At 64.2% G+C, this 17,547-nt stretch carries 21 protein-coding genes and 1 pseudogene; 8 read left to right on the top strand and 14 right to left on the bottom strand.

Annotated elements, in window-relative coordinates:
* Positions 1 to 210 precede the first annotated feature (210 nt).
* The 8 genes and pseudogenes from leuC to rplS all read right to left on the bottom strand — a co-directional run bounded on the left by leuC (position 211) and on the right by rplS (position 6,838).
* On the bottom strand, positions 211 to 1,620 hold the full coding sequence (gene leuC, locus ACWPVA_RS17855) for a 3-isopropylmalate dehydratase large subunit (protein WP_454288956.1): 1,410 nt from the start codon (positions 1,618 to 1,620) through the stop codon (positions 211 to 213).
* Positions 1,621 to 1,938: 318 nt separating this feature from the next.
* Positions 1,939 to 2,538 (bottom strand): ATP-binding cassette domain-containing protein, encoded by a 600-nt coding sequence (locus tag ACWPVA_RS17850; protein ID WP_454288955.1) that lies wholly within the window; start codon positions 2,536 to 2,538, stop codon positions 1,939 to 1,941.
* Between the two features lie 13 nt (positions 2,539 to 2,551).
* Positions 2,552 to 2,725 (bottom strand): annotated as a pseudogene (locus tag ACWPVA_RS17845) (ATP-binding cassette domain-containing protein); the annotation flags it as partial.
* A complete protein-coding gene (locus ACWPVA_RS17840; protein ID WP_454288954.1) occupies positions 2,722 to 3,786 on the bottom strand; it encodes a FecCD family ABC transporter permease in 1,065 nt (354 codons plus the stop codon). The pseudogene ACWPVA_RS17845 and the gene ACWPVA_RS17840, both read right to left, overlap by 4 nt.
* A complete protein-coding gene (locus tag ACWPVA_RS17835) occupies positions 3,783 to 4,886 on the bottom strand; it encodes an ABC transporter substrate-binding protein (RefSeq protein ID WP_454288953.1) in 1,104 nt (367 codons plus the stop codon). The genes ACWPVA_RS17840 and ACWPVA_RS17835 overlap by 4 nt, the downstream gene beginning before the upstream one ends.
* Positions 4,887 to 4,949: 63 nt before the next feature.
* A complete protein-coding gene (locus ACWPVA_RS17830; RefSeq protein ID WP_454288952.1) occupies positions 4,950 to 5,630 on the bottom strand; it encodes a Crp/Fnr family transcriptional regulator in 681 nt (226 codons plus the stop codon).
* A gap of 101 nt (positions 5,631 to 5,731) precedes the next feature.
* Positions 5,732 to 6,124 (bottom strand): hypothetical protein, encoded by a 393-nt coding sequence (locus ACWPVA_RS17825; RefSeq protein WP_454288951.1) that lies wholly within the window; start codon positions 6,122 to 6,124, stop codon positions 5,732 to 5,734.
* A gap of 156 nt (positions 6,125 to 6,280) precedes the next feature.
* Entirely contained in the window at positions 6,281 to 6,838 is a 558-nt protein-coding gene (gene rplS, locus ACWPVA_RS17820; protein ID WP_454288950.1) for a 50S ribosomal protein L19, read from the bottom strand.
* 260 nt (positions 6,839 to 7,098) lie between these two features.
* Between rplS and ACWPVA_RS17815 the strand changes: the two genes are divergently transcribed.
* The gene (locus tag ACWPVA_RS17815; RefSeq protein WP_454288949.1) at positions 7,099 to 7,845 is read left to right on the top strand and encodes a sulfite exporter TauE/SafE family protein; all 747 of its coding nucleotides are present in this window, start codon (positions 7,099 to 7,101) and stop codon (positions 7,843 to 7,845) included.
* A 109-nt stretch (positions 7,846 to 7,954) separates the two neighbouring features.
* On the opposite strand, the gene trmD is transcribed toward ACWPVA_RS17815, so the two are convergent.
* The 5 genes from trmD to ffh all read right to left on the bottom strand — a co-directional run bounded on the left by trmD (position 7,955) and on the right by ffh (position 11,717).
* On the bottom strand, positions 7,955 to 8,629 hold the full coding sequence (gene trmD / locus ACWPVA_RS17810) for a tRNA (guanosine(37)-N1)-methyltransferase TrmD (protein ID WP_454288948.1): 675 nt from the start codon (positions 8,627 to 8,629) through the stop codon (positions 7,955 to 7,957).
* 8 nt (positions 8,630 to 8,637) lie between these two features.
* The gene (gene rimM, locus ACWPVA_RS17805) at positions 8,638 to 9,210 is read right to left on the bottom strand and encodes a ribosome maturation factor RimM (RefSeq protein WP_454288947.1); all 573 of its coding nucleotides are present in this window, start codon (positions 9,208 to 9,210) and stop codon (positions 8,638 to 8,640) included.
* A gap of 125 nt (positions 9,211 to 9,335) precedes the next feature.
* Complete coding sequence (gene rpsP, locus ACWPVA_RS17800; RefSeq protein ID WP_454288946.1) at positions 9,336 to 9,716, bottom strand: 30S ribosomal protein S16; 381 nt, start codon at positions 9,714 to 9,716, stop codon at positions 9,336 to 9,338.
* Between the two features lie 95 nt (positions 9,717 to 9,811).
* Positions 9,812 to 10,132, bottom strand: a complete 321-nt coding sequence (locus ACWPVA_RS17795) for a chorismate mutase (RefSeq protein ID WP_454288945.1) — start codon at positions 10,130 to 10,132, stop codon at positions 9,812 to 9,814.
* A gap of 10 nt (positions 10,133 to 10,142) precedes the next feature.
* Positions 10,143 to 11,717: a signal recognition particle protein gene (ffh, locus tag ACWPVA_RS17790; RefSeq protein ID WP_454288944.1), complete on the bottom strand. Its 1,575-nt coding sequence runs from the start codon at positions 11,715 to 11,717 to the stop codon at positions 10,143 to 10,145.
* Between the two features lie 310 nt (positions 11,718 to 12,027).
* On the opposite strand from ffh, the gene ACWPVA_RS17785 reads away from it, so the two are divergent.
* Positions 12,028 to 13,032: an MBL fold metallo-hydrolase gene (locus ACWPVA_RS17785; RefSeq protein ID WP_454288943.1), complete on the top strand. Its 1,005-nt coding sequence runs from the start codon at positions 12,028 to 12,030 to the stop codon at positions 13,030 to 13,032.
* Positions 13,033 to 14,096: 1,064 nt separating this feature from the next.
* On the opposite strand, the gene ACWPVA_RS17780 is transcribed toward ACWPVA_RS17785, so the two are convergent.
* On the bottom strand, positions 14,097 to 14,693 hold the full coding sequence (locus ACWPVA_RS17780; protein ID WP_454288942.1) for a LexA family transcriptional regulator: 597 nt from the start codon (positions 14,691 to 14,693) through the stop codon (positions 14,097 to 14,099).
* A 267-nt stretch (positions 14,694 to 14,960) separates the two neighbouring features.
* Between ACWPVA_RS17780 and ACWPVA_RS17775 the strand changes: the two genes are divergently transcribed.
* From ACWPVA_RS17775 to ACWPVA_RS17750, 6 genes are read left to right on the top strand one after another with little or no spacing between them, the layout of a single operon-like run.
* Positions 14,961 to 15,266, top strand: a complete 306-nt coding sequence (locus ACWPVA_RS17775) for a helix-turn-helix domain-containing protein (protein ID WP_454288941.1) — start codon at positions 14,961 to 14,963, stop codon at positions 15,264 to 15,266.
* Positions 15,263 to 16,174: a ParB/RepB/Spo0J family partition protein gene (locus ACWPVA_RS17770; protein WP_454288940.1), complete on the top strand. Its 912-nt coding sequence runs from the start codon at positions 15,263 to 15,265 to the stop codon at positions 16,172 to 16,174. The genes ACWPVA_RS17775 and ACWPVA_RS17770 overlap by 4 nt, the downstream gene beginning before the upstream one ends.
* Positions 16,174 to 16,635 carry a hypothetical protein gene (locus ACWPVA_RS17765; RefSeq protein WP_454288939.1) on the top strand — a complete coding sequence of 154 codons (462 nt, stop codon included), beginning with the start codon at positions 16,174 to 16,176 and terminating at the stop codon, positions 16,633 to 16,635. Before ACWPVA_RS17770 ends, ACWPVA_RS17765 begins: the two co-directional genes overlap by 1 nt.
* Entirely contained in the window at positions 16,632 to 17,138 is a 507-nt protein-coding gene (locus ACWPVA_RS17760; protein WP_454288938.1) for a hypothetical protein, read from the top strand. Before ACWPVA_RS17765 ends, ACWPVA_RS17760 begins: the two co-directional genes overlap by 4 nt.
* Positions 17,135 to 17,335: a hypothetical protein gene (locus ACWPVA_RS17755; RefSeq protein WP_454288937.1), complete on the top strand. Its 201-nt coding sequence runs from the start codon at positions 17,135 to 17,137 to the stop codon at positions 17,333 to 17,335. Before ACWPVA_RS17760 ends, ACWPVA_RS17755 begins: the two co-directional genes overlap by 4 nt.
* Positions 17,332 to 17,526: a hypothetical protein gene (locus ACWPVA_RS17750; RefSeq protein ID WP_454288936.1), complete on the top strand. Its 195-nt coding sequence runs from the start codon at positions 17,332 to 17,334 to the stop codon at positions 17,524 to 17,526. The genes ACWPVA_RS17755 and ACWPVA_RS17750 overlap by 4 nt, the downstream gene beginning before the upstream one ends.
* Positions 17,527 to 17,547 lie beyond the last annotated feature (21 nt).

Here is a 17,547-nt window from a genome sequence, read left to right as displayed (position 1 = left end):
GCGGCACCGCCTGCGGTCGGAAAAGGTGGCGCCTGAGCAAAGCGAACTCGAAAAGGGAATACATCAGGCGCCGGGCTTTTTATGACAGTTTTGTGACGGCCGGACGATAGCTAGTTTGCAGCGCTTTGCAATCGCCCCTGATCGCAAAAAGGCCGCCCACATTGCCACGGGCGGCCTCGATCGGACGCGGAAAAGAAATCCGCCTCTACCTTACTTCCATTCGCGAATGTCAACGAAGTGACCGGCAACCGCTGCCGCGGCCGCCATGGCCGGCGAGACCAGATGGGTGCGGCCCTTGTAGCCCTGGCGACCCTCGAAATTGCGGTTCGAGGTCGAGGCGCAGCGCTCGCCCGGCTTCAGCCGGTCGTCGTTCATGGCCAGGCACATCGAGCAACCCGGCTCACGCCATTCCATGCCGGCATCCTTGAAGATCTTGTCGAGGCCTTCGGTTTCCGCCTGTTCCTTGACCAGGCCCGAACCCGGCACGACCATGGCCGAAACGGTCGGCGCGACATGGCGGCCTTCGAGCACCTTGGCGGCGGCGCGCAGGTCCTCGATGCGGCCATTGGTGCAGGAGCCGATGAACACCCGGTCGATGGCGATGTCGGTCATCTTGGTGCCCGGCTTCAGGCCCATGTAGTCGAGCGCCCGCCACTTGGAGACGCGCTTGTTCTCGTCGGCGATCTCGTCCGGGTTCGGCACGACGCCCTCGATCGACACGACATCCTCCGGCGAGGAACCCCAGGAGACGATCGGCGGCAGGTTGGCGGCGTCGAGCACGACGACCTTGTCGAAATGCGCGCCCTCGTCGGTATGAAGCGTCTTCCAGTAGGCGACCGCCTGGTCCCAGGCCTCGCCCTTCGGCGCGCGCGGCTTGTCCCTGATGTAGGCGAAGGTCTTTTCGTCCGGCGCGATCAGGCCGGCGCGGGCGCCGCCCTCGATCGTCATGTTGCACACCGTCATGCGGCCTTCCATGGACAGCGCCCGGATCGCCTCGCCGGCAAACTCGATGACGTGGCCGGTGCCGCCGGCGGTGCCGATCTCGCCGATGATGGCAAGGATGATGTCCTTGGCGGTGACGCCGTCCGGCAGCTGGCCGTCGACGCGCACCAGCATGTTCTTTGCCTTCGACTGGATCAGCGTCTGGGTGGCGAGCACGTGCTCGACTTCCGACGTGCCGATACCGTGCGCCAAAGCACCAAAGGCGCCATGCGTCGATGTATGGCTGTCACCGCAGACGATGGTCATGCCGGGAAGCGTGAAGCCCTGCTCGGGGCCGACGATGTGCACGATGCCCTGGCGCTTGTCGTTCTCGGAATAGTATTCCACGCCGAACTCGGCGGCGTTATGCGCCAGCGCCTCGACCTGGATGCGGCTTTCCTCGTTCTTGATGCCGGTATGGCGATCGGGCGTGGTCGGCACGTTGTGGTCGACCACGGCGAGCGTCTTCTGCGGGGCATGCACCGTGCGGTGCGCCATGCGCAGGCCTTCGAACGCCTGGGGGCTCGTCACTTCGTGAACGAGATGCCGGTCGATATAGAGAAGACAGGTGCCGTCTTCCTGGCGGTCGACCAGATGGTCGTCGAAAATCTTGTCGTAGAGGGTCCGGGGTGCGCTCATGGCTGAAGATCCGTCTGAGTGTGAAAAGGGAATGCGGGCAGGACACCGTACGGGCGGCGCCGATGACGAACGCTTAGCCTAGAAGGCTGGTGAGCGCCCCGGAGACGCGCGCGAAAAAGCGTGCCGGCAGACGCTTGTGGTCCTGCAGCACGTAGATATCAGGCGCGAGACATCCGAATTTCGATCCCATGGCTGGGCTCTTAGCAGTTTTGCCCTCGCCCGGCAATGATTTTGGCAAGGTGCGAAACCGAGGACGCGCCGGATTCTTGCGAAGGCGGACGCCTCGCGGCCCTTGCTGCGACGTCGCAGGCGATTGCTTTAAGCCGGACGCGTTTGGAAATTCGTTTCCGGCCGATAGGCTGCATGGGGCACGACGACGGGCCGGCCGTTGCGGCAGGACAGGACCTCCGCTTCGATGCCGTAGACCGCGCGCAGCGCCTGCGGCGTGACGATTTCCTCGAACGTACCCATGCCCTCCAGCCTTCCGGCATGGAGGAGAACAACGCTGTCGCTGTGGCGGGCGGCAAGGTTGAGATCGTGGATGGCGATCAGCACGAGCGCCCCGGTGCGGGCGACATAGTCTGTGAGCAGGTCGAACACCCGCATCTGGTGGCGGATGTCCAGCGCGCTGGTCGCCTCGTCGAGCAGCAAGAGCTTCGGTTGGCGCAGCAACCGCTGCGCCAGCAGCACGAGTTGCTGCTGCCCGCCGGAAAGCGACTGGATCGCCCGCCCGGCGAGGTCGGCTATGCCAAAGCTCCGCAGCATTTCGGTCGCCGAGCACAGGAGATCGTCGCCGACGCGCCAGCCGAGCCGCTCGTGGTGCCCGAGCAGCACCACGTCGAGAACCGAGAAGCTCGGCCCGCACCTGGCATTGTTGCGGCATGAAGCCGATCTCGCCGATGTCGACGCGCCGGCCACCCCAGTCGATTACGCCATCGTAGGGCGCAAGGCCCGCGATCGCGTTGAGCAGCGTCGACTTGCCGGCGCCGTTCGGACCGACCAGCCCGACGATCTGGCCCGGATCGAGCGACGCGCTGATATCGTCAAGAATGCGGGTCCCGCCACGCTGTACGAAGACATTGGCAAGGGTAAGCCGGTCCGTCATGCCGTCCCCTTGCCGCCGCGTCGGGCAATCACCGCAAACAGCATGGGCACCCCGGCAACCGCGGTAATGATGCCGACCGGGATGACGGCGGCGGGCGAGATGAACTTGCCGAACACCGAGGCGCCGACCAGGATGATCGCGCCCATCACCGCCGAAAGCGGCAGCGCGTAGCGGTGATCCTCGCCGACCAGCGTGCGCGCCACATGCGGTGCGATCAGCCCAACGAAGCCGATGGTCCCGACGAAGCAGACGGCCGCTGCCGTCAGCACAGCAACGATCAGGAAGGCCTCGCGGCGAACCCGCTCGACCGACAGGCCGAGGCTTCGAGCATTGGCGTCACCGAGCCTGAGCGTCGTCAGCGCCCAGGAACTGCGCAGGACCAGCGGAAGGCAGAGAACGAGAATCGAGCCCGTCACCGCAACGCTGGTCCAGCTCGCCTTGAGCAGGCTGCCGAACAGCCAGAAGACGATCTGCTGCAACACCTCTGGCGAGGCGAGGAATTGCAGCAGCGACTGCAGCGACTGGAAGAAGAACAGCACGGCGATCCCGCCGAGAACGAGGATTTCGGGGCTGGCCCCGCGCAGGCGGGCGATGAAATAGACCAGCCCGCAGGCGACCAGCGTCATGGCGAAGGCCATGGCCGGGATGACGATGAAGGGCGGCAGCGGGACCAGCGACCCGAACATGATGCCGAGTGCCGCGCCGAAACCGGCAGCGGCGGAAAAACCGAGCGTGAACGGGCTTGCCAGCGGATTGGCGAGGATCGTCTGCATCTGCAGGCCGGCAAGACCGAGGCAGGCGCCGACCAGCATGCCCATCACGGTCTGCGGCATCCGCAATTGCCACAGGATCGTCGCCGCCATCCTGTCCTCGCCGTTCGGTCCGGCCCACAGCCCATTCCAGACGTCCAGGAGCGGCAGGCCGGACGGGCCGGTCGTCAGGTCGAGCAGCATCAAGCCGAGAAGGAAGGCCGTGGCGGCCAGCAAGGCCACCACCCGGCGCGAGGATGCGCGACGATAGCCGTCGCGCAGGCCTTCCATCTCGCTGACAATCACGGTCATTGCACCGGCGCCTCATAGGGCAGCACGAACACGCCCTCGGCCTTGATCGGCAGCCAGGCGTCATAATAGCGCTCGATATTCCGCGCCGGATGAACGTCCTTGAACACCTCCGGATAGAGCTGCTTGGCGATGTACTGCGCATAGACATAGTCCGAAAGCGTGCGGGCACCGCCGTGATAGATCGCATGCACCCCGCCATTCTGCACGGCCGGAAGCTCCGACCAGCCTGGACGGCTAAGATAGCCGGCCATGCGCTCGCGCGTCACTTTCGGATCGGCGCCGAAGCCGACCTGCACGGAAAGCGGCTTGTTCACCCATTCCGAACCGGCCAGGAAGATCAGGTCGGGCTTCTGCGCGAGTACGTATTCCGGGCTGAGCGGTCCCCAGTTTCCGACCTGCCCCTTGGCGATATTGGCACCGCCGAGCTTGTCGATCAGCGCCCCCCACATGCTGTCGCCATAGGAATTGCCGACCTCGGCTGCGCCCTTCTGCGCCAGTTCGACATAGACCTTCCGGGTTGTCGGACCGGCGCCCTTGATGCGCGCGTCGATGTCAGCCATGGCGGCCTTGTAGTTGTCGGCGAGCCTGGTGGCGCGATCCTCGGCCCCCATCACCTTGCCGAGCACTTCGGTGGAGAGCACGTGCTTCTCGACCGTCTGGGCATTGTAGTCGAGCGTGACCACCGGAATGCCGGCGGCCTCGATCTGCTTCACCCCTTCGCCGAGCGCGTCATAGGACCAGGCGGCGAGAATGACGAGATCCGGCTTGGTCGCGATCACCTTTTCAACGGAGAAGGTGCCGTCCTCGGTATTGCCGACATCCGGGATCGAGGCAAGCTTCGGCAGCGCCTTCTCGTAGGCCGCGAACTGGTTGGGCCGCCAGTCCTTCCAGGTCGAGAGTGAAAGCGCCACGACCTTGTCGAGCGCATCCGGACCGGCAACGGCCAGGAAATCCTCGTAGTAGAAGCCCAGCACCACCCGCTCGGCGGGCCTTTCCAGCGTCACCTCGCGACCCTTGACGTCGGTCACCGTGATTTCGGCGAGGGCCTGAGTGGCGGATGCAATGATCCCTGCGGCAAAGGCAATCAGAAGTCTTCTCATCGATATTCTCTTTCTTGTCTGGCAAATTCCATCCGTGAAGCCGGCGCCCCGACGGAACCGTCTTCAAGCATTTGCGAGCGTGGCCGTTCCGGCGGCGATCTGCGCCATCGCCTCCGGCTTCAACAGGGTGACGATTTCCGGCTGGCGAAAATCGATGAGCCCTGCGCGCTTCAGCCGGGTGAAGCAGCGGCTGACGGTTTCCACCGTCAGGCCGAGCCAGTCGGCCAGGTCGCCACGCGTCGGATAAAGGGTAAAGCAGATCGATCCGCGCTTTCCGCCCTTCGCCGGCCGGACGAACTGGCCTGCCAGATCGAGAATGGCGGACGCGACGCGCTCGGCAGCGTTCTTGCGGCCCAGCAGGGTCGCAAGCGCCTGCCCGCGCAGCACCATTTCATGAAGAGCAGCCTGGAGATCTACCGGTTCGGCCTTGCCGACCGGTTCGAGCACCACATAGCTCAGCGTTTCGGCCGAGCAGCGGTTACGCTCGCCGGTCCCGATGCCCAGCAGGCGACCCGGTCCGACCATGTCGATGATCTGCCGGCGCCCGTCCGGGAGCGTCTGGGAAACGGCGACGCAACCCTCGATCACGCGATACTGGGGACCGCGGGCGAAGCCCTCGAGAAAGACCGTGCTGCGGGGCGGCATCTGCAGGGTGGTGACGGTCTGACGCAGGCTCGGTCGGGGTGAGAGCAGTTGCGGCGGCAAAGCGTGGCCATCCGCAGCCTTGGGAAGTACATGTAGCATTGCGATATCCGGCTTTCCGGCCGGATCGCATCATCGATGCGTGTTACCGGCCTAGATGAATGATTCCGGACACAAGCGATATTCCGCTTGCGAAACCGGGCTCAGGCAAGGGCCGGACGGGGTGGCGCACGGGGCGCGGCATTGGGGGGAAAGAGCTGGCGATAAAAGGCTTCCACGCGCGGCGGAAGCAGGACCTCTGCGGCAGCGGAAAGACGCTCGCCGGTCAGGTCTGCGGGCGCGGGCAGGAGGATCGAGGCGGAAATCACGCAGGCGTCGCAAGGAACGCGCGTCAACTGCCCTTCGCTGCCTCGCCCGTCGCCTGGCAGGCAGAGTTCCGGCAAGGTGCCGTCGGGCAAGGTCAGTGCGGCCATCTCCTCGACGGAAAGCGAGGGCGCGGCAAGCACTGGGGTCCGATGGCCAAAGCCGACGGCAAGCAGCGCCACCACGCACAAGGCGCGGACCACGAACTGCCAACTCCAGCTTCGATGTTGCATCGATTTACCCCGATCGGGCAAAAACTAACAGCCTGCCGGAAATCGCGCAAGCGTCAAACCGGCGCCACCATGTCGCAGCCGCCGAGACAGGGCATAGCCGAAAACGAAAAAGGCGACCCGAAGGCCGCCTTGTCCCTATCCCGCAATCGGGAAGTTTTATTCTGCAGTGCCTTCGGCGGGTGCAGCTTCGGCTGCAGCTGCAGCTTCTGCTGCTGCCTTGGCTTCAGCGGCTTCGGCGGCTGCCTTTTCGGCGGCCAGAGCCTGTGCTGCTGCGACCTTTTCAGCTTCCAGACGTGCCTTTTCTTCTGCAACGGCGGCGCGCTCGGCGTCATTCAGCTTGCGGGCGCGGGTGCCGGTGTTCTCGACGATACGAGCCGACTTGCCGCGACGATCGCGCAGGTAGTAGAGCTTGGCGCGACGGACCTTACCGCGGCGAACGATTTCGACGCTTTCGACCAGCGGCGAGTAGATCGGGAATACGCGCTCGACGCCTTCGCCGTAGGAGATCTTGCGAACGGTGAAGCTCTCGTTGATGCCGCCGCCAGAACGGGCGATGCAGACGCCTTCATAGGCCTGCAAGCGGGTACGGGCGCCTTCCGTGACGCGCACGTTGACGCGCACGGTGTCACCGGCCTCGAACTTCGGCAGCGCAGCGCCGCGCTTGGCTTCGATCTTGGCAGCCTGTTCGGCTTCCAGTTGCTGAATGATGTTCATGTCTAACCTCTATTTCTTCTGAAACAGCCAGAGCGCTCATCGATCCTTCGGTCAAAGCCTCCGGATTTTGCCCTTGTCGGGCGTGAGCGGATACGCATGCTCTTTGTTTGTGGCAGACGGGCTTGGCCCATTTCCGACGCGGCCAATACACCAAAGCCTGGTGTTTGTCATCCCTCGTCGCGCATTTTTCTCTGATCGGCGCCATTGCGATCGGGGCCTCGAGCGAATAACCGTTCTCGACCAAGAAGGAAATCTTCAAGATGTCGATCGCCACAATTCTATTGCTGTTCGTCGCCGGCTTTCTCTCGGGCATCGTCAATGCGATCGCCGGCGGGGGTACGTTTCTGACCTTCGGCGCCATGACGCTGGCCGGCCTGCCGCCGATTGCCGCGAACGCCACCTCGTCGATCACCCAGTTTCCGGGCTATATCACCTCGACGCTCGCCTATCGCAGCGAGTTCGCCACTCTGTGGAAGAGCGCCCTGTTCCTTGGGCTCGTCTCGGCGGTTGGCGCGCTCGGCGGCTCGCTGTTCCTGATCTCGCTGTCCAATCCGGCCTTCCGCGCCATGGTGCCCTGGCTGCTGATCGCCGCCACCGCCGTCTTCGCGGCCGGACCGAAGCTCCGCCCCCGCCATAAGGGTGAAACCCATCCGGCCACGCCGCTGGGGCTCGGCCTTCAAGCCGTGACTTCCTTCTACGGAGGCTTCTTCGGCGCCGGCATGGGCATCATGATGCTCGCCTCGCTGGAACTCGCCAGCGGCGGCAGCTACCACCGCCTCAATGCCTTGAAGAACTTCCTGTCGATCGTCATCGCTGCGGTCGCGATCATCGTCTTTTCCACCGCGGGCGCCGTGTCCTGGAGCCATGCCGCGGTGATGATCCCGGCCGTGGCGCTTGGCGGCTATGCCGGCGTGGCCATCGCCCGCCGGGTACCCCAGGCCCTCTTGCGCTGGCTCGTTGTGGCGGCCGGCCTTGGCCTTGCCGTCTACTATTTCGTCACGGGGTGAGGAATGGTCGGCGCAACCGACGAAACGATCCAGTGAATCATTTCGAATGACGAACGCCCTGAGCCAAAGCGAAGGGCCGGGCAAGGTGCCGGCAGGCGCTCGCGGTGAATTACTTCAGCAGGTCCGGCCGCCGCTCGGCGGTCAGCTTCAGCGCCTCCTCATGGCGCCAGGCCTCGATCGCCGCGTGATTGCCTGAAGTGAGCACGGCCGGGATCTCGCGATCCTCGAAAACCTGCGGACGGGTATAGTGCGGATGCTCCAAAAGCCCGCCCTCGAAGCTCTCGTGCACGCCCGAAAGCTGGTTGCCCATCACGCCGGGCAGGATGCGCACCACCGCATCGAGCAGGGTGAGCGCCGCCGGCTCGCCGCCCGAGAGAATATAGTCGCCGATGGAAATTTCCTCGAGTTGGCGCGCATCGATCACCCGCTGGTCCACGCCTTCGAAGCGGCCGCAGACGATGACCACGCCCTCGCCTTCGGCAAGCGCGCGCACCCGCTGCTGGGTGAGCGGCCGGCCGCGCGGGCTCATCAGCAGCCGCGGGCGTCCGTCATCACCGATCGAGTCGATGGCGCGGGCCAACACGTCGGGCTTGAGCACCATGCCAGCCCCGCCGCCCGAGGGCGTGTCGTCGACGCTTCTATGCTTGTCGAGCGCGAAATCACGGATCTGCACCGCCTCGAGCGACCAGTCGCCGCGCTCCAGCGCCCGTCCGGCCAGCGCCTGGCCGAGATGGCCGGGAAACATGTCGGGATAAAGCGTCAGCACCGAAGCCTTGAAAGCCATGGGAGAGGTCACTCGCCCTTGTCCGGACGGCCCTTGCCGGTGCCATAGGGCTTGTCCTCGTCAAGGTCCTTGAGGCCAGCGGCGATCGGATCAATCAGCATCTTGCTGGCTTCGAGGTCGATCTCCAGCACGGCAGCCTCGGAGAAGGGAATGAGCACGGGACGCTTGCCCGGCCCTTTCAGCTCCAGCAGGTCGCCGGCGCCGAAATCATAGACCCCGGTAACGGCGCCATAGTGCTGGCCATCGCCATCGTACACCTCGAGGCCCTCGAGATCGGCATAGTAGAATTCATCCTCGTCGAGCTCTTCGTCGGGAAAGGCCTCGCGCTCGACATAGAGTTCCAGACCATTGAGGGCTTCGGCCGCATTGCGGTCGTTGATGCCGCGGAACCGCACGACCACGACGTTCTTCGCCTCGCGGATGTCGAGGATCTCGAACACCCGCCCGTCCATGCTGCGCAGATTGCCGTATTCGCCAAGCGCCAGCGGATCAGCGGTGAAAGCCTTTACCCGGACCTCGCCACGCAGGCCCTGCGCCGCGCCGACCACGGCCATCAATACGGGGTTTTCGAGTTTGGTCATGCTTCAGTCTTTTCCGGTGGGGAAGGTTTATCCTCGCCCTTTTACGGCGAAGCGGGACAAATGAAAACGGAAAACGGGCGGCAGGAGAACCCGCCGCCCGTCGATCTTTGGAAATGCGGCAAGCCTTATTCTGCTTCGGCAGTGGCTTCAGCAGCGGCGGCAGCGATTTCAGCGGCCTTCATTTCCTTTTCCTTGATGCGCTCCACGGCCTTCTTGCCCGGCTTTGCCTTCTCCGGGTTGCTGCGGACGTCGCGGGTGGCGATGCCGGCTTCGGCGAGGAAGCGCAGGACGCGGTCGGTCGGCTGGGCGCCCTTGACGAGCCATTCCTGGATGCGCTCGGCGTTCAGCTCGACGCGCTTTTCATTGTCCTTGCCGAGCATCGGGTTCCACGAACCGACCTTCTCCAGGAAACGGCCGTCGCGCGGCGAACGGGCGTCGGCAACGACGATCTGGTAGTAGGGGCGCTTCTTGGAACCACCGCGGGCGAGACGAATCTTGAGGGACATGAGTTTACTCCTTGGTTTTTGTTAGGGCCGCCTTCCGGCGGTCCGGGTTCTGATCGGGCCGCCCTTCAGGCGGTCCGGGTTGGTCGGGATCGCCGTCAGGCGGTCTTTTCGGTAACGCCGCCGTGCTCGGCGGCAATGGCTTCATGATGCCGGATCACTTCCTTGATGATGAAATTCAGGAACGTCTCGGCGAAATCCGGGTCCAGATGAGCGTCCTTGGCGAGCCGCCGCAGGCGTTCGATCTGGTATTCTTCGCGCGCCGGGTCAGCCGCCGGCAGATCGTACTTGGCTTTGAGAACGCCGACCGCCTTGGTGCAGCGGAAGCGTTCGGCCAGCATGTGGACCAGCGCCGCGTCGATATTGTCGATCGACTGGCGATAGCCGGAAAGCTGTTCCTTGACGGATGGTTCGCTCATCACAGCTTCCTCACTTCTTCTTCGGCAGGCCGGGCAGGCCGCCGAGGCCAGGGAGCTTTGCGCCACCGAGTCCCGGAAGACCGCCGCCCAATCCGGGCAGGCCGCCCATGCCGCCAAGCCCCGGCGGCGGCTTGAGGCCGGCGGCTTCGGCCTGCTTGGCCAGCGCCTCGAGCTGCTTCGGGTCGAGGCTGGACAGGTCCGGCATGCCACCCATGCCACCCATGCCACCAAGACCCATCTTGCCGGCCAGGCCGCCCATCATCTGCTTCATCATGCCGCCGCCCTTCTTGCCGCCCATGGCCTTCATCATGTCGGCCATCTGGCGATGCATCTTGAGCAGCTTGTTGATTTCGGCGGCGTCCGTGCCGGAGCCGGCTGCAATGCGCTTCTTGCGGGAATGCTTCAGAATATCGGGATTGGTCCGCTCGGCCTTGGTCATCGACTGGATGATGGCGATCTGGCGGCCGAACAACTTGTCGTTCAGGCCCGCGGCGGCCATCTTGTCCTTCATGCCGCCCATGCCGGGCATCAGGCCCATGATGCCGCCCATGCCGCCCATCTTCTGCATCTGGCGCAGCTGGTCGGCGAGGTCATCGAGGTCGAACTTGCCCTTGGCCATCTTGGCGGCCATGGCGGCCGCCTTTTCGGTGTCGATATTCTCCGCCGCCCTTTCGACCAGCGAAACGATGTCGCCCATGCCGAGGATGCGGTCGGCGATGCGGCGCGGATGGAACTCCTCGAGTTCGCTCATCTTCTCGCCGACGCCGATCAGCTTGATCGGCTTGCCGGTGACGGCGCGCATCGAAAGCGCCGCACCACCGCGGCCGTCGCCGTCCATGCGGGTCAAGACCAGGCCGGTGATGCCGACGCGTTCGTCGAAATTGCGGGCGAGGTTGACGGCGTCCTGACCAGTCAGACTGTCGGCGACCAGCAGGATTTCATGCGGCTTCGCGTTCTTCTTGATGTCGGCCATCTCGACCATCAAGGGCTCGTCGATATGGGTGCGGCCGGCGGTGTCGAGAATGACGACGTCATGGCCGCCGAGCTTGGCGGCCTGCACGGCGCGGCTGGCGATATCGGTCGGCGACTGGCCGGCGATGATCGGCAACACGTCGATGCCGGTCTGCACCCCCAACTGGCGTAGCTGCTCCTGGGCGGCCGGACGACGCGTGTCGAGCGAGGCCATCAGGACCTTCTTCTTCTCGCGGTCGGTCAACCGCTTGGCGATCTTGCCGGTGGTCGTGGTCTTGCCCGAGCCCTGCAGGCCGACCATCATGATGACGACCGGGGCCGGCGCATTGAGATCAATGGAAACACCCTCGGAGCCGAGCATTTCGACCAGCTCGTCATGGACGATCTTGACGACCATCTGCCCCGGCTTGATCGACTTCAAAACGGCGGCGCCGACGGCTTTCTCGCGGACCCGATCGGTAAAGTTGCGCACGACCTCGAGCGCCACGTCGGCTTCCAGCAACGCGCGACGCACCTCGCGCAGCGCGGCGGAAACATCGGCTTCCGACAAGGCGCCACGGCCGGTCAGTCCATTCAGGATGGAACCAAGGCGGTCCTGGAGGTTTTCAAACATCGGCTCTTCCTTATCGTTTCGGATCCCCGAAACGTCGGTCTTTCCCGCGCTGAAAACAAGACGCAAAGCCAAAATGCACCCGAGGGCGCATCGCGCTGTCGGGTGTTGACCTCCGGGATCTCTTTATACCTTGACGGGTCCCGGTCGGCGGCTCGGAGTGCTTGTCTCTTCGCAGATTTGGGGCGATTAACAGCAAAGGGCCGGAAAAGTCAAGGCTGACTGGCAAAAGCGCCGTTTTGGCCGGCCGGCACCTTCCCAAGCGCCCACCGGCTCCCCAGATTCACTTGTCCTTCAACGATCACGGTCGTCCATGTCAGCCAAACCCGCCAATCCTTACTATACCGGCCCCGTTTCCGACCATTTCGACGGCACGCGCTTCTTCAACCCGGAGGGCGTCGAGCCCGGCGGCATGCGCGACCTTCTCAAATGGCGCACCAACGGCAAGCGCGCCCGCTGGCCGAAACGCGTGTCGCATGGCCCCGGCCCGACAGCCCCGCGGGCAAGGGTCGATGGCGCCGACCTGCGCGTCACGATGATCGGCCACGCCACGCTGTTGATCCAGGTGGCCGGCCTCAACATCCTGACCGACCCGGTCTGGTCGAAGCGCGCCAGCCCCTTCTCCTTTGCCGGACCGAAGCGCGTGGCCGAGCCCGGCATCGCCTTCGAAAACCTGCCGCCGATCGACATCGTGCTCGTCACCCACAATCACTACGACCATCTCGACCTTGCCACGCTCGCCCGGCTCACCGAGGAGCACGGACCACACATCGTCACCCCGCTCGGCAACGACACGATCATCCATCGCGCCCTGCCCGACGCCAAGATCTCCGACATGGACTGGGGCGACCGGCTACAATATTGGGACGGCCTTTCCATCCATGCCGAACCCTGCCACCACTGGTCGGCGCGGGGGTTAAGGGACCGGCGCATGGCGCTCTGGGCGGCCTTCGTGCTGTCGACCCCGGCGGGCAAGATCTATCACATCGGCGACACCGGCTTTCACGACGGCATCAACTACCGCGCCGCGGCGGAAAAGCACGGCGCCTTTCGCCTCGCCAACCTGCCGATCGGCGCCTACGAGCCGCGCTGGTTCATGAAGGGCCAGCATCAGAACCCGGCGGAAGCCGTCGAAGGTTTCCGTCTCTGCAACGCCGCCCACGCCGTCGGCCATCATTTCGGCGCCTTCCAGCTCACCGATGAGGCGATCGAGGCCCCGGTCGAGGACCTGTCACAGGCGCTTTCCACCGCCGCGATCTCCCCCGCCCGCTTCCGCGCTTTACGCCCCGGCGAGATTTTCGACGTTCCGGCGGTGTAAACACCCCGCCCCTGGCACGATCCGGCGTGAAACGCGCGACCTCCGACCTTTCCCCTTTGTGGGAGAGGTTATAAGATCGAGGGCTTAGCCGAAGGCTGAACCTCAGATTTTGTTGGTGAGGGGCGCAAGGCGGACGTCATCCACGATCCGCCCTCGCCCTTCGAGGGCCGCTTGCGCTCCCACCTCAGGGTGAGGGCTACCGTGGTGCGCCTTGGCTGGAGGAGTCCCATCAGCGACTCACGGCGAGGCCCGCCGCCGTGCACCTCATGCTGAGGTGCCCTCGCACACCGAGGGCCTCGAAGCATCCCGCACCGAACTCCACCAGACGGGGAAGAACTCGACCGATTCCGCAAGAGAATCAAAGCCACACCGACAATTTCATCCCCGCCCGCTCGCCCCGATCTAAACTGACCTCGTTCCGTCGCGGATACACCACAAGGCGTTGTGGCGAGGCGGGGCCGGCGCGGGGTTTGGGGGAGAGACGCAAGATCCCACACTCCGGGTCCGCGGAAAATGGTCTCCCCCTGGCGACGTGGGGGCAAGGGTGAAGGCTTTGGACGGCCCAAACCCTTGCCGGCCCTGACAGCGCGCCGGGAGCGCCTGTGTGGCGTGGCATGGTGGTAAGACCGGGTTGTCGAGGGTGTGCGGGCGTCCGCCGGTGAAAGCCGGGCCTGCCTGAAAAGTCCCCGGCAAGGGCCGGCGCCGCAGAGAGATCGAAGTCGCGGGCAAAAACCGCCGAACGGGGCGCCGAAAGGTGCCATTTGTTTTTTACCTTACGAGGCAGCCTGAGGCGCCCCGTCCGCTCAAGTTGACCTTGAGCACAAGGAAATGAGAGCGAAACCGGAGGGCGAAGGCCCGGCCGGCGTTTCTGTAACGCGTAAGATCGGATGGCAGGGAACCGGGGAGAAACGGGGAGATGCGGAATCGGGTGGGGATGGGGCGGGACAGCCTGGGAATGCGGGGAAGTTGGCGGGGCGTCGTGGGGTGACGTGGGAAATGGCCGCGCAAGAACAGGTGGCAGGCGCGGCCTTTAGACATCAGTCAGCGTTTACTTATCATCGCGCTCAAATCGAGCGGCCGAACCAGACGACGCGGCCGGAGACGCGGACGAATTCGGCCTCCGAGGCCGGCACGTCCTCGTGGGGGTAAATGGCGTTGTCGCTGATCAGGCGGAGCGCGCCGCTCATCAGGATGTGGATGCGCTTGATCAGCAGGCGGTTGCCGACGACCAGGACATAGATCGCATTGTCGATGATGTCGTCGATCGAGGTGTTGACGAGGGCGATGTCGCCGTCGCGGATGGTCGGCTCCATGCTGTCGCCGCGAATGTTGAGGAGCCGCACGGCGGCCGGGTTGATACCCTTGCGGCGCAGCCAACGCGTTTGAAACGCTACGAAATCCAAAGCCTGCTCATTGTCGACCAGCGCGCCGTTGCCGGCTGATGCCTCAACGTCGAGCCGCTCGATCATGGTCAGGTCTGCGGTCCCTACAGCCGGTTCGTTTCCGGTGAGCCAGTCGAGCGACATGCCGGCACTCATCGCAATAGCTGCGATACCCCCGAAGTTGGGCTTGGCCTTCCCATCGCGCCACCGAGCAACTTGTTCGTCCGAGACACCGGCGATCTCGCCAGCCCGAACCAAGCTACCGATTCGTTCAAGCATCAGCTTGAAGCGATCTCTAGTCGCGTCGTCCCAATAAAAATCGGAACCGGGAACAACAGACCCGCTTTTTGTCGACAATCTCGGCATTGATAAGCCCTTGAAAATTAAGATGAACGTCGTGAAAACTCTTCATATCGGCACAATCTCATGTGGGAACCGCTTATTAGCGTTGAGTACCGATAAAAAGATGCTACACTAGTTCCTGCAACAGGTTGAACACCGACACACACAAACCGGTCGCTCCAACGACCGATTTACGGAGCCATCATGAACACCACACCCAAGTGGGATCGCCACCAGATCAACGCCGAGATCCGGCGTCGCGGGATGACCCTTACCGGGATCGCCCGCGATGCCGGCCTGTACGACAGCGCCTGCAGGGCGGGTATCATCGGCGCAAGCCGGGCCGGCGCCGAGGCAATTGCCAAGGCACTGGACGTTCCCTTCCGCGAGCTGTTTCCCGACAGCTACACGCGCGGTCGTCATGACGAGGGGAAAGATAGCAGCAACGAGCGTTGCAACGAAAGGGCAAAAGCACGCCGCGGCGTTGACAATAGCCGGAGCGTCGCATGAGCGCCGTGTCCACAAAGTCCACGCTGCTGGACAGCCTGGCGCCGATGCGCGCGATCGAACCAATCGCAATTGCCGCGATCGATATCCCAGCCCACCATCGCAAGCATAGCCGCGCCGACGTCGCGGCCATGGCCGAGAGTATCGCCGTTCATGGCCAGCAGCAGCCGATCGAGATCGAGCGTCGCCAAGATGCCATCGGTTGCTATCGACTGATCTTCGGATCACTGCGCGTTCATGGCACTGCGTTTCTCGGTCGTGAGGCAATCAACGCAATCGTCCGCGAGCCTAACGAGTTCGCCAGTGACGGCGCGCGCCGCCTCAGATCCTTCACCGAAAACATGGCCCGCGTTCGTCTCGGCGCGCTCGATCGAGCGGTTGCCATCGCCGATTGGTGCGAAATCTACCGGGCGACACAACCGCGTCTGAAGCCCGGCCGCAAGCCCTCGACCTCTGTCGATAGTCTAAGCGTTAGACTCAATTCGGATGACGCCGAACTAATGGCGGCCAGCGAGAGTTTCACAGCCTCCTTCTCCGAGGCGGCACAGGCATTCCTCGGCATTTCCCGGGCCGGCGTGTTTCGCGCGATCAAGATCGCATCGATCTCTTCGCTGCAGCGGGAACGGATGGCGCTCACCTGGATCGCGGACAGCGAGGGCGAACTCTACCGCCTGGCCACCGTCAAGCCGGTGGATCGGCAGGTGTCGATCATCGACCTGATCCTCGGCGAGAAGGCGGGAAGCGTCGAGGAGGCGATTGCGCTGCTCGACGGCACGACCCGCAACCGTCCGGCCAAATGGGAGGTCGTGCACCAGCGCTTCTCGCGGCTTCCGGCCGGCGAGCAGGATCATTTCCTCGACCTCAACGAGGCCGCCGTCACGCGCTGGCAGACCCAGCGAGGCGCCCGGTAATGGCACGCCGCGACACCATGACCGCCGACCTGTTTTCCTGGGAGCCGCCGCAGGTGGCTGCCAGCTACGGCGAGGAGGTTGCCGGTCGCGGCGCGCTCGACAATCGCATCGCCCGGTCGATCGGCCGGGCGCTGAAGGACGCCAGGGAGAACGGCCGGACGCGGGCACAGGTTACCCTGCGGATGAGCGAGTTCCTCGGCCGGACGATCTCCGAAGACATGCTGAACAAATGGTCGAGCGAGGCCTCCGGGCAGCACCGGATTTCGCTCGACGCCTTCATCGCGCTGATCGAGGCGACCGGCGCGCACGAGCTGCTCGGGCTTGTGACCAACGGGTTCGGGTTCGTGGCGGTGCCGGAGCGCTACCGCGACCTGATCGAACTGCACCTGATCGAAGAACATGAGCGGGAAATCGCCAGCCGGCGACAGGCGCTCGAAGCAAGAGTGAGAGCAAAACGATGAACGTGACCAACTTCAAAGAGAAGCCGTATTTCGACAGCCTGCCGCGCTACACGCTGCCGGCCCTGCAGGCCGCCTTCGACAAGGCGCTCAACAAGGGGTTCAGCTCGCTTGCCATCTATAATGGTCTCTGCCGCGACCTCGACGAGGTCGGTCACGAGAAGCCGACACAGCAGGTGTTTAACGCCTGGCTGGACGGCGTTCAGAAAGGCCACATTGCTCGGCCCGGCGGCGCCAGGATTGTCGCGGCAGAGGCGGAGACGGTCGTCACTGGCGTGGACTTGGCGACCGGCCCGGATCTGAGCGTGACAACAGTCGTGACCGTCGAGGGTGGAAAGCCATTCTTTACGCCCGTGTTCCCGGCCGAGGAGGCCGGCACGCTGGTCGAACGGATGATCGCGGAGGCCAAGGCCGATCTATCACGCGATCTCGAAGGGCGGGCCAAGCGCCTGGTCGCCGAGCGGCTGCGGCTGCTGGCTGCCTCGATCGAGGGAGATGCACGATGAGCGGCGACCTCACCCTGATCGAAACCGGTGGCGCTATTTTCGCGCTCTGGCTCGGCGCGACGCTCGTCAGCGTGATCGCCTACCAGCGGCCGACCATGCCGACACCGATTGCCGTCTCGACACTGATGTTCGGGTCGTTTGCCCTCACGCTGGTCGCCGCGCTGGTGATCATCGCAGCCGCCATAGGTGCAGCATGAACAAGACCGAGCGCATGTTCCTCGACACCTGCCGACAGTCTGCCGAGGCATACCCAGAATACATCCAGCACAATCCAGCGCCGGAGCTGGTGATACCGGGCGCAGCTCGGGTCAGCCGCGAAATCCTGGCCAAAGGGCGGGAGATTTTTTCAGAGGCCAACGCGCGTTCGAAGGTCGAGGCGTGTTTCTGACATGGCCACGACACCATCCAT

Source organism: Rhizobium arsenicireducens (genome assembly GCF_964021225.1).
This window is presented reverse-complemented; position numbering and strand designations above follow the sequence as displayed.